Raw genomic sequence first — 10,554 nt, 5'->3', positions numbered from 1 at the left:
AACTGAATGCCGCCAGAGTGCTGCTGGACGATGCCCAGGACTGTCGACAGGCCCAGCCCTGTGCCTTTCCCCGGCGGCTTGGTGGTAAAAAATGGTTCGAAAAGGTGATCGATTGCCTGCGGCGCAATACCTTCGCCGTTATCATCCACTCTGACAAAGGCATAGTCGCCGGCGGCCAGATCTGGAAAACCGCGTACAGCGCCCGGAAGCAGCGTGACTCTGCCTGTAGCAAATGACAGGACGCCGCCCGCCGGCATCGCATCGCGCGCGTTGACGGCAAGATTCATCAGGATTTGATCGAGCATCACGGTATCGGCCATGATTTCCAGCTCATCGGAATACAGATCAAGTTGCAGTGCAATGTTTGCAGGCAGCGTTCGCCGCAGCATTTCACTGATTTGCTCGACGGCCTGATTCAGCCCCAGTCGACGCTGCTGCATGATCTCCCGTCGGCCGACCACCAGCAACTGACGCGTCAAAGCCGCCGCTCGCAGCGCGTAACTGCGCAGTACTTTAAGGGTATCGCGAACCTCAGCGGACAATCCGGCGTCGCGCTCCAGCAATTCCAGCTGCATCATGATGACGGCCAGAATGTTATTGAAATCGTGGGCCACGCCCCCGGCCAGCTGGCCAATGGCCTCCAGCTTTTGCGCCTGCCGCATCTGCGCTTCGAGCTCAATTTCCCTGGTAATATCGCGAACCGAGCCAATGAGTCGCAGCGGCCATTGCTGCTGACCGTAAATAAGATAGCCGCGTTCGGATACCCAGCGCTGGCCGCCGTCTGGTCGAACCACTCGATAGGTTTCGCTAAAACTGCCGCCCGGCGGCGCGGCTGCCGCCGCACGCCGACGTTCGCGGTCTTCGGGGTGAATTGCATCCAGCCAGCCCTGCGGCTGCATGTAGCAACTGCCAACGGTCCGACCCCAGATGCGCTCGTAGGCTGGACTGAGATAGAGCATCTTTCCAAAGTCGGGCGTAGCAATATAGAATACCTCATCAATCGTCGCGACCAATTCCTCAAAGCGCTGCAAACTGCTGCGCGCCGCCGCTTCCGCATTGCGCGCAGCGCTGATATCGGCGGCCACGCCATCCCAGACGATGCCGCCCCGATCGGTGCGCCGTGGCCGTGAACGCAGCGCCAGAATGCGCGGGACGCCATCAGCGCGCCGAAAAGGAATCTCTGCCGAAAAATCAAGTAATGTGCGTTTGCTCTCGATCTCTGCTGCGGCCAATCGCGGCGCCGCTTCGGCATCGAGCTGAGCCAGAAGCAACATCGGATCGCCCATGGCTGCCGCAACCGGGATGCCGTGGACGCGTTCCACGCCAGCGCTCACATAGATAAATCGGGGGTAGCCTCTTTCGTTTTGCTCGTACTGGTAGACATAGGAGTCAGGCAGGTTGTCGCCAAGCAGGCGCAGGCGAAGCTCGCTCTCCTGTTGTCGGCGGCGGAGATCCTCGGCCAGCCAGGCATTGACCAGCATCCAGAGCAGGAACATCAGCGCGGCAAAGGACGCCAGCGAAGCGGCCAGTTGAAATTGACGGTCCATGCCAGCAATTGCACCCTCGACCGCACGCTGAGAAGCGGCATCGACCTGCTCTGCGGCAAGCGTGAGGCGCTGGTAGCTGCCAAACAATTCCGCGTTCAAAGCGGCGCGCCGTGATGCGGGCGCTTGAGACCAGCGCAGCAGCGTCTGGCGAAAGACGAGTTCGGCGGGCGCGAAGTGCGGCCCGGCAGCCCCCGGCAAGTCCGCTTGATACTGTTTCAAATCGTCCTCCTGCTGCAGAAAAAAGGCGGAGGCTCGATTCAGCAGCAGGCGGCCTGCATCCCGGCGCTCATCCGCCTGCGGTCCGCCGGAGTCCAGCAGCATTAGAAATCCGCCTGTCAGGTCCCTGCGCGCCTCGCGTAAGGCGCTGCGTTGCCGACGGGCGTCCAGAAAAGCAGTATGACTGCGATAATTCAGAAAAACGATGACTGCACCGACAGCAGCGGTTGCTGCAAGGACAGCCAGAACGCGCGAAGCTCTGGGCCGACCATCAAGCCATCGCGCCAGCCTCTGCCGCCAGCGCAGCTTCATCGGCCAGAGTCCCGCTGCTGGGTGCCACAGTAGCGGACGACGGAACCGCCCTCAATTTCCAATGCCAGAAGCCATACCGGGTGCATCAGTTTTTGTAACTCAGTGTCATTTTTTGAATGGCCCCTCTGGGCCGTCAAGCGAGCGACGCCGCAGCATTGGCCGGCGGCCTTCGACCTGGCGAAGGCGGCGCCGACTATTTCCGCTTGAGAAGCACAATTCATCCGATCAATCGCACAATAGATCGACCATGGATTCAAGCAAAAGCCGGCGGTCATTTCCCCTGCGCCTGGCGCATTGGCCGGCGATTGGATAGCGAACTGCAGCCCGCAATGGCGCCTTGCGCTGCTGCCGCGCGCAGCCAGGAGACAATTTGTTCTCCAAAATAGTTCTAGCCGGTTCAGCGACGCGAATCACAGCCGTCCCATGCTCGAAGCGCAAAATGAAGATCTGCAGCAGATTGCAGACGCCAGGTCGCAGTCCAATCCGGGCGCGCGCCTGCTGCAGGCGGCGCGTCAGCTGTTTCACGAGCAGGGCTACGCCGCAGCAGGCATCAACGAAATCATTGCCCGCGCCGGCGCCTCGAAGAAGAGCTTTTATGCCTACTATCCGGCCAAGCGCGATCTGGGCGCCGCCTTCCTGCAATCCGAGGAACAATCGCTGCTGCAGCTGCTGAGCGCCTTGCGCCGCAAACATCCAGAGGATGCCGCCGCATTTTTGCGCAGCTGGGCCGGTCATATCAAGAAGCGGGCCGCCGCCGGCAAGTTCTACGGCTGTCCGCTGGCACTGCTCTCCGCTCAAGCGGCTGACGATTTCAGTCAGCTATTGCCACAAAGCCTGGAGCGCTGGCGCCGCTGGCTGGAGTCCTACCTGCGGCAATGCAGTTTGCCCAATGCGCAAAAGGCCAGAGCGGCGGTCCTGTCGCGGCTGATTCTAATGCAGTACCAGGGGGCCGCGCAGATGTGGCGCCTGAGCAAAGATCACAACTACTTCGATTTGTTTGCCAGCGCCAGCGTCGCCGCGCTCCGTGGCCAGACGAGCGCAGGCTCAGGGACGCGGCGCCTGCCGACAGTCGAAGCCTGAAGCCGCTGGAGTTTCAAGGATGCATCGTAATCATTTTGCAATCGGCCTGCTGCTGTTGGGTCTTGCCTGCACTGCAGATGCGGCAGCGGGCTATGAAGATCTGGACGCCCCAGCCTTTGCCCGCGCCATCCAGGCGCCCGGCGTCGTCTTGATCGATGTGCGCACGCCGCAAGAATACGCCGCCGGACACCTGCACGGCGCCAGACTAATGGACTACTACGAATCGAACTTTCGCTCCCGCCTGCTTGCCTTGAATCGCAGCCAGCCAGTCGCAGTCTACTGCCACTCCGGAGTACGCTCCGCTGCAGCGGCGCGGGTCCTGAGCGAAGCCGGATTTCAACGTGTTCTGAATCTCCGCGGCGGCATCCTCAGCTGGCAAGGCACGATGGAACGCTAAAGCGCGTGCCGACTTCTCTGCAGTGAATTTTGACAGGCGGCGGACTGGATCCGACAGCGCTTTTGAAAAGGGCGAATGTGCGTCGCAAACGCGGCCCACATTCGCCTTATCGCTTTCTCTAGATTCGAAAATTAGAGCCACGCCTTTTTGGAATCGCGTGCGTAGCCCGCAAAGTCCCGCGGCGGCCGACCAAGGACTTTCTGTACATTGTCTGTGATCGGCGCAGCATGGCCTTCCTTCAAGGCGCCGGCAATGTAGACCATGAAACCGACATAGTCGGGAGGCAAACCGGCGGCAGCAAGCGAGTCCTGGAATTGCTGCGAGCTGATGTCGACATATTCCACCTTCTGGTCGATGGCCGCGGAGATCTGTGCGGCGACTTCGGCATGCGACAGAGCCTGCGGACCGGTGAGGTTGATGGCCTGCTGTAGAAACTCCCGGCCAGCAACCAGTTTCGCCGCTACAGCCGAAATATCGCGGGCATCGATAAAACTGGTTCGAGCCTCGCCGCCGGGGAAGTAAATCTTGCGGTCCTTACGAATGCCCTCTACCCAGAAGGTGTTGAAATTCTGCATGAACCAGTTTGGTCGAATGATCGTATGATCCAGGCCGCTCGATTCCAAAAATAGCTCTGATTTACGCATTGGCGCTTCAGGCGGCGCAAATTCGACGCCCATCGCCGTCATCAGTACAACGCGTTTTAAGCCTCGCTCCTGGGCGCGGGAGATCCACGGCGATAGAATTTCAAACTGCGTTGTAAATCCGGGCGGCGAAAGCAACGTGAGCGCTTCAACGCCATCCAGCGCTTCCAATCCCAGCTGTGGCTGCGACGCGTCCACTCTGACATAACTCAAATTCTTGCGGACCGGCAGCGACTCCGGCTGCCGCGCCCCGGCTACTACCTGATGACCGCTGGCCAGCAGCTCTTCCACAATGCCGCCGCCGGTTAGCGAACGCGCGCCATAAACAAATACCTTCATTGTCCCTTCTCCTCGGGTTGATGACTGGAGTATCAGGCCGACCGGCAAAATTGTCCATAGCCCTGGGGCCAGAATACATATCCAATCGTATATTTGAATAGACGTGTGGATATGTTCGCTCATGCCGGGGTCATGGACCTGCTGTCGGGGATTCTGAAACGAGCGAAGTTGACGCAGCACAAGCTCCTGCAGCGGACGCTCAGCGGCGCCTGGGGATACAATTTCCCCTGCCGGCGCAGCGGCGGTTTTCATGTCATCCAGCGCGGCCGTTGCTACATGCGCATGGACGGGGAGCTGAGCATACTGGAGCAGGGCGATGTGGTCTTCGTGATGCGCGGCGCGGACCACCAATTGCTTTCCAGCCCGCAACAAAAAGCCGCGCCCTTGCAGCGCTTGCTGGATACAAAGCCCGGCGCAACGCGGCGGGCTGCGCAAGAAAACAGCGTGGATCTGCTTTCTGTGCGTTACGAGTTTCCGGACGGCGATGCCCATCCCTTTTTCCAGGAATTGCCAGTACTTCTGATTGTACGGGGCCGCGATCTGGCGGCTCACGATCCGCTACTGCATACTCTACAATTGCTTTCACAGGAATCGCAGGACGCCAACGGTCCGGCCCTGGTCCTGGAGCGACTTACCGACATTCTCCTGTACTATGCGCTGCGACGCTGGATCGAATTGCATCCAGCTGAGCGGCCTGGCTTTCGCAGCGCCATGAAGGACGAAAAGGTTGGCGCAGCGCTTGATCTCCTGCATCGCCGCAGCGCCGAGCCCTGGCGCCTGGATAGCCTGGCGCGCAGCGTTGGCCTATCGCGCGCTTCGCTGGCAACGCGTTTTCGAGATACGCTGGGCGCCACGCCAATCGAATATTTGACGCGCCTGCGCCTGGAAAGCGGAAGAACGTTGATGGCAGACCGCTCGATCAGTCTGGAGCGCGTGGCACAGCACGTCGGATACTCGTCGGCCTTTGCTTTTTCCAAGGCGTATAAAAGAGTCTACGGTCGCACGCCGCGGCCCAGCGCCCGCAGCAATTCGGCTACGCCGTAGGGTTTGGTCAGGAGACGACGAACGCCGGCGCGCTGCAGACGCGCCTGCGTTTCCGGACTGATGTAGCCGCTGGAAATTATGATCTGATCCGGATTCATTTGGACGCTCAAGTAGTCCACCAGATCAATTGCTGCTTCCCCCGGCATGTTCAAATCGCAAATCGCCGCGTCGGGCGGCGCGTCAGCTTCCTGCAAAATGGCCCGTGCAGACTCAGCATTAGCTGCCTCCAGCACTTCGTAGCCCTCCAGTCGCAAGAGCGTGGCAAGGGTTTCGCGAAATCCCTGCTCATCTTCGACCAGAAGAACAGAGCGCGGCGGAGGCATTTGCCCTGCATGATCTGCGCCGGGCCTGTTCTCGCCCGAACCTGCGCGCTCGCGCGTATCGCCAATGGCCGCCGAAGCCCTGGCTTGCGCCGGAAGCGTGACCTCGAATCGGCTTCCTTTGCCAGGCGCAGAACTCACCTGGATTGCGCCCTGCAATTGTTCCACCACGCCGGCGACGATGGCCAGACCAAGGCCGGCGCCTGAGCCTGGCTCTTTGGTGCTGTAGAAGGGTTCGAAGATCTGACTCTGCGTCGCGGCGTCCATGCCTGAGCCAGTGTCGCTGACCTCCAGAATTACGGCCGCTTCCGCGCCGGCAAGCGCTGCCAGCTCTTCGCCCGAAGCGCGTCGCACGGCAAGCCGCAATACCCCGCCCATCGGCGTCATGGCATCGCGAGCATTGACGCACAGGTTCATCAGCATCTGGTCGATTCGGCTGGCCGGCGCCAGGATGGGAGGAAGCTCATCATACAATTCCAACTCTACGCGGATATTGCGCGGCAGCACCTCGCGAAACATTTGCGTTACAATCTTGACCCGCTCTCCAAGTTCAATCTGTTCGTCGGCTGCAGACTGTTTGCCGGAGACAACAATCAACTGCTGCACGATGGCCCGGCCGCGCTCGATGGCCTCGCCAATGTGCGCAAGGCGAATTCGAGCTTCTTCCTTATCGCGCGCCAGGCGTTCACAAAGTTCGCAATTGGCGGCAATGATCGCAAGTATGTTGTTGAAATCGTGAGCAATGCCGCTGGCCAGCGCGCCAAGGCTCTGCATGCGCTCGGCGCGGTGCAGGCGCGCCTCTTGCAGCTTGCGATCCGTAATATCCTCGTTGGTGCCAATCAATCTACGCGCCCGACCGTTCCTGCTTGCAATGGCTTTGCCGCGAGCGCGGATCCAGCGCATGCTCTTGTCTGATTGGCGGACAATGCGGAAACTGGTTTCAATCTCTGCGCCGCGCTCGAGCGCATCCAGAAAGGCGCGATCCGTGGCTTCGAGGTCCTCCGGGTGCACCATGCTTTGCCAGACCTCCAGCGGCGGGGCCGGGCCATCGCGCTCAATGCCGTATATCGAGTACATTCCGTCTTCCCAGCGCAGTCCGTTGGGCGAATCAGTAAATTCCCAGACGCCCAGCTGGCTGGCGGCAAGCGCCGCCTCATAACGCTCATTCAGTCGCTCCATTGCGTCAGTGAGCATGCGGCGCCCGGAGATCTCGCGCTGGAACAGGATCAGGCCGCCGTCGGTGGGCAATAGCTGCTGGCGATAGACGGCGACGGCGCCATTGGGCGCTACGATTTCGCATTCGTGATCCAGAGCCGTCTGCGATTCATAGGCGGCGATATACTGTTCCAGAATGCCGGCGCTGCGCTGCGCGGGAAACAGTTCGCCCATCCCCCGGCCCAGCATCTGCTCGCGTTGCATGCCAGCCTCGATGCAGGCGCGTTCATTGAGCGAGAAGATCCGAAAGTCTGAGACCTTTCCGCTTGTATCGGTCATCGCTTCCAGCACGTAGATCTCATCAACGCTGCTGCGCATCGCGCCGGAAAAAAAATCCTCCAGCTTGCGACGCTCCTCAATAGCGCTGATGTCGACCATCAAGCCGCGCAGCATTACGGGCTTTGCGTCTTCCCGGACAATCTGCACGAAATCGCGGAGCAGCAGGTAGCTGCCGTCCTTGCGACGAAAGCGGTACTGCATGGTGTGGGCCTCGCCGCGGTTGGCGGCCAGGCGACAGCTCTGTGCAACGGAGCTGCGCTCTTCGGGGTGCAAATGATCGATCCAGAAATCTTGCTCTCGCCATTCTTCGGGATTGTATCCGGTAAGTGTGCGCGCCTGCTCGCTCACAAAGGTAAAGCAGAAATTGTCGATGCGCGCCTCCCAGACGATGCCGGCCACAGAATGGACAAGTTCTGCATACCGTTGCCGCTCTTGCTCCAGCTGCCGCGCGTTTTGCGCCACCAATCGTTTCCAGCGTTCGGAGATCTCGCCGATTGCCACGGAGAACAGGAGGAATAGCAGATCGGCAAGCGCCAGCTGCGGCAGCGGCGGCCGATGTTCCGGCGCGCCGTGAATCATTTCCAGCGGGATGGCGGCCACGCTCAACGCCAGCGCGGCGCTGATTGCGCCCAGGCGGCCGGCAAGATAGGCCGCCAGGGCGACGCCAGGAAACATCCAGAGCAAGAGATAGTGAGAGCCCAGGTACTGAGCGATGTAGGCGGCGCCGCTGAAGACAATGGCGATCAACAATCCGGCGCCCGACTGTCGCAAGAAAGATGGCATAGAGTCCCGGCGCTCCATTTGAGAACAAGCTCAGTAGACTATGCCGACGAACGTCTGTCCAGCGAATCGCTGGAAAAAACCGTAGGGGCTACTACGGAGATTGTCCCAATCCAATTTGCCTTGCCTGCGCCGAGAGCAGCCAGCGCTGGATGTGGCGCCGCTTTACTGCTGGCGCAAGCCGCGCGATACAACAAGCCGCTCGATCAAATCAAAAGCGACCTGGATCAGCAAGGCAAGGGCCGCTGCCGGAAGGGCGCCAGCCAGGATCAGTTGCGTATCATCCAGTCGGATTCCCTTGAGAATGGTCTGACCATAGCCGCCAGCGCCAATCAGTGCGCCCAGGGTAGCCACGCCGACATTGATGACAGCCGCCGTCTTGATGCCGCTCAAGATCGAAGGCAAGGCCATCGGGCAGTAGACGTGCCAGAATCGGAACCAGGCAGGCAAACCCAGAGACTCCGCCGCTTCGTGCGTTCCAGCGCTGATGCCGCCAAAGCCAAGCGCCGTACCGCGCACAATCGGCAGGAGACTGTAGAGAAACAAAGCCGTAAGCGCCGGTGCAGCGCCAATACCCATCAGGGGCAGCAAGGCGACCAGCAGGGCCAGGGAAGGAATGGTCTGGATCACGCCGGCGACGGCCAGGATTGTCGCGCCCAGCCGAGCGCGACGCGCTGCAACAAAGCCCAGAGGCGCGCCAAACAGGACCGCCAGCAGCAGCGAAACAGAAACCAGCAGAAGATGCTCGCCGCTTCGCGCGAGGATTGCTGCGCTCAGACTTTCCTCGTACGCCGGGCGATCGATTTGCATTGCCTCGCGCAGAAAATCCGTGGCGACCTTCGAGGGCGATTCGCCGCCAAGCTGTACGCGGGCATTGAGCGCGATCATTCGCCGCTCGTCGATTTTTCCGGCCAGGCCGTCCAGCGCCCGGCCCAGTTGCAAATCGCTATCGCGGCGAAACAGGAAGACCGCCTGATAAGAGGGGAAGTAGCCCCGGTCGTCCTCCAGCGCAATCAGGTCGTAGTATGCAATTTCTGCGTCGGTCGTATAGAGATCGATCACGTCAATTGCGCCGGACGCCAGTCCGCGATATCCGATTTCATGGTCGATGCCGCGCAGGTCGCCGCCCTCAAGCTCGTATCGCCGGCGCAATCCCGGCCAGCCGTCCTGTCGTTCCAGAAACTCATGGCTCAATCCAAAGACCAGATCGGGATGAGCGTGCAGGTCGGACAATCGGCGCAGTCCAAGACTCGTCGCGCGCTGGCGACGCATTCCGAGGGCGTAAGTATTTTCAAAGCCGATCGGCGCGGACATAGCAATGCCGCGTTCGGCAAGGAGTCGTGTAAGTTCCGCCGCCTCCGTGTCCGCCGGTAAACGCAGAATCTCGGCAAGCAGCGTGCCCGTGTATTCTGGATAGAGATCGATGTCTTTTCGCAGCAATGCCTCCCAGAGGATACGCGTGCCGCCCAGCTCGCGCTGGTAGGCCACAGTAAGGCCGCTCGATTCCAGAACGCCGCCGGCAATCTCCGACAGAATGATGGACTCTGTAAACTTTTTAGAACCGACAACCGTCTGTGCTGCAAGAACAGCAGGCGCCAGCAGAGCAATACCGACAAGAATCTGGCGATGGATATTCATGACCGCCCCTGGCGTCGCGCTGCAAAGAAACGCGAAACGAACTCGTTGGCTGGCCGGTCGCGCAATTCAGCGTAGGTCCCGCTTTGCTGATTTTGGCCGGCATGTAGAACGTGGATCAGGTCGCCAAAGTACTGCGCCTCTTCCAGATCGTGGGTCACCAGAGCCACCGTTTTTCCAAGTTTCACAAAGATTGCCTTGAGTTCCGTTTGAAGATCAAAACGGGTCAGGGGGTCCAGGGCCCCGAAGGGCTCATCCAGCAACAGACATTCTGGATCAAGCATCAACGCACGCATCAAGGCCGCACGCTGACGCTGGCCGCCGGAGAGCTCATGTGGGAAACGAGACAATAGGCCGCGATCCAGGCGCACCAGGTCGCACAGTTCCGCCAGCCGGGCGCGGATTACCTGGCGCGGATGCCGCAAGGCGCGTGCAACAATGGAGACATTTTGATCGATTTTCAAATGCGGAAAAAGACCGCCGGATTGAGTCAGAAATCCTATGGATCGACGCATTTGCAGCGCATCCAGGGCGCTGATGTCCGTAGAGTGATAGCGCACAACTCCTTCCGCGGGTCGAATCAAACCAAGCAGCAATCGCAGCACAGTGGACTTGCCAGAACCGGAGCCGCCCATCAGCGCTGTGATCTTCCTGGAAGGAATCGTCAGTGTGATCTGGTCGAGGGCCAACTCGTCGGCATATCGGAAACTGACGCCATCCAGTTGGAACATGATGGCGACATCTTCCAG

8 protein-coding genes are annotated in these 10,554 nt (G+C 60.2%); 3 read left to right on the top strand and 5 right to left on the bottom strand.

The features are described 5' to 3' along the window. Positions 1–2,075 (bottom strand): PAS domain-containing protein (locus K1X75_18090; protein MBX7059978.1); only part of this gene is annotated, 2,075 nt, incomplete at its 3' end. 423 nt (positions 2,076–2,498) lie between these two features. Here K1X75_18090 and K1X75_18085 point away from each other — a divergent pair. Continuing rightward, a complete protein-coding gene (locus tag K1X75_18085; GenBank protein MBX7059977.1) occupies positions 2,499–3,155 on the top strand; it encodes a TetR/AcrR family transcriptional regulator in 657 nt (218 codons plus the stop codon). Positions 3,156–3,174: 19 nt separating this feature from the next. Further along, on the top strand, positions 3,175–3,552 hold the full coding sequence (locus K1X75_18080) for a rhodanese-like domain-containing protein (protein ID MBX7059976.1): 378 nt from the start codon (positions 3,175–3,177) through the stop codon (positions 3,550–3,552). Positions 3,553–3,683: 131 nt separating this feature from the next. Here K1X75_18080 and K1X75_18075 read toward each other — a convergent pair whose 3' ends face one another. Then, on the bottom strand, positions 3,684–4,532 hold the full coding sequence (locus K1X75_18075) for an NAD(P)H-binding protein (protein ID MBX7059975.1): 849 nt from the start codon (positions 4,530–4,532) through the stop codon (positions 3,684–3,686). Positions 4,533–4,664: 132 nt separating this feature from the next. Between K1X75_18075 and K1X75_18070 the strand changes: the two genes are divergently transcribed. Further along, positions 4,665–5,576 carry a cupin domain-containing protein gene (locus tag K1X75_18070; GenBank protein ID MBX7059974.1) on the top strand — a complete coding sequence of 304 codons (912 nt, stop codon included), beginning with the start codon at positions 4,665–4,667 and terminating at the stop codon, positions 5,574–5,576. On the opposite strand, the gene K1X75_18065 is transcribed toward K1X75_18070, so the two are convergent. The 3 genes from K1X75_18065 to K1X75_18055 all read right to left on the bottom strand — a co-directional run. After that, positions 5,525–8,173, bottom strand: a complete 2,649-nt coding sequence (locus K1X75_18065) for a PAS domain-containing protein (GenBank protein ID MBX7059973.1) — start codon at positions 8,171–8,173, stop codon at positions 5,525–5,527. The two genes, K1X75_18070 and K1X75_18065, sit on opposite strands and share 52 nt — an antisense overlap. Before the next feature lie 162 nt (positions 8,174–8,335). Then, positions 8,336–9,808, bottom strand: a complete 1,473-nt coding sequence (locus K1X75_18060; GenBank protein MBX7059972.1) for an ABC transporter permease subunit — start codon at positions 9,806–9,808, stop codon at positions 8,336–8,338. Then, on the bottom strand, positions 9,805–10,554 hold a 750-nt coding region (locus tag K1X75_18055; protein MBX7059971.1), incomplete at its 5' end, for an ATP-binding cassette domain-containing protein. The genes K1X75_18055 and K1X75_18060, both read right to left, overlap by 4 nt.

Source organism: Leptospirales bacterium (genome assembly GCA_019694655.1).
GTDB lineage: Bacteria > Spirochaetota > Leptospiria > Leptospirales > Leptonemataceae > SSF53.
The sequence above is the reverse complement of the archived record's forward strand: the minus strand, read 5'-3'. Positions and strand labels throughout refer to the sequence as shown.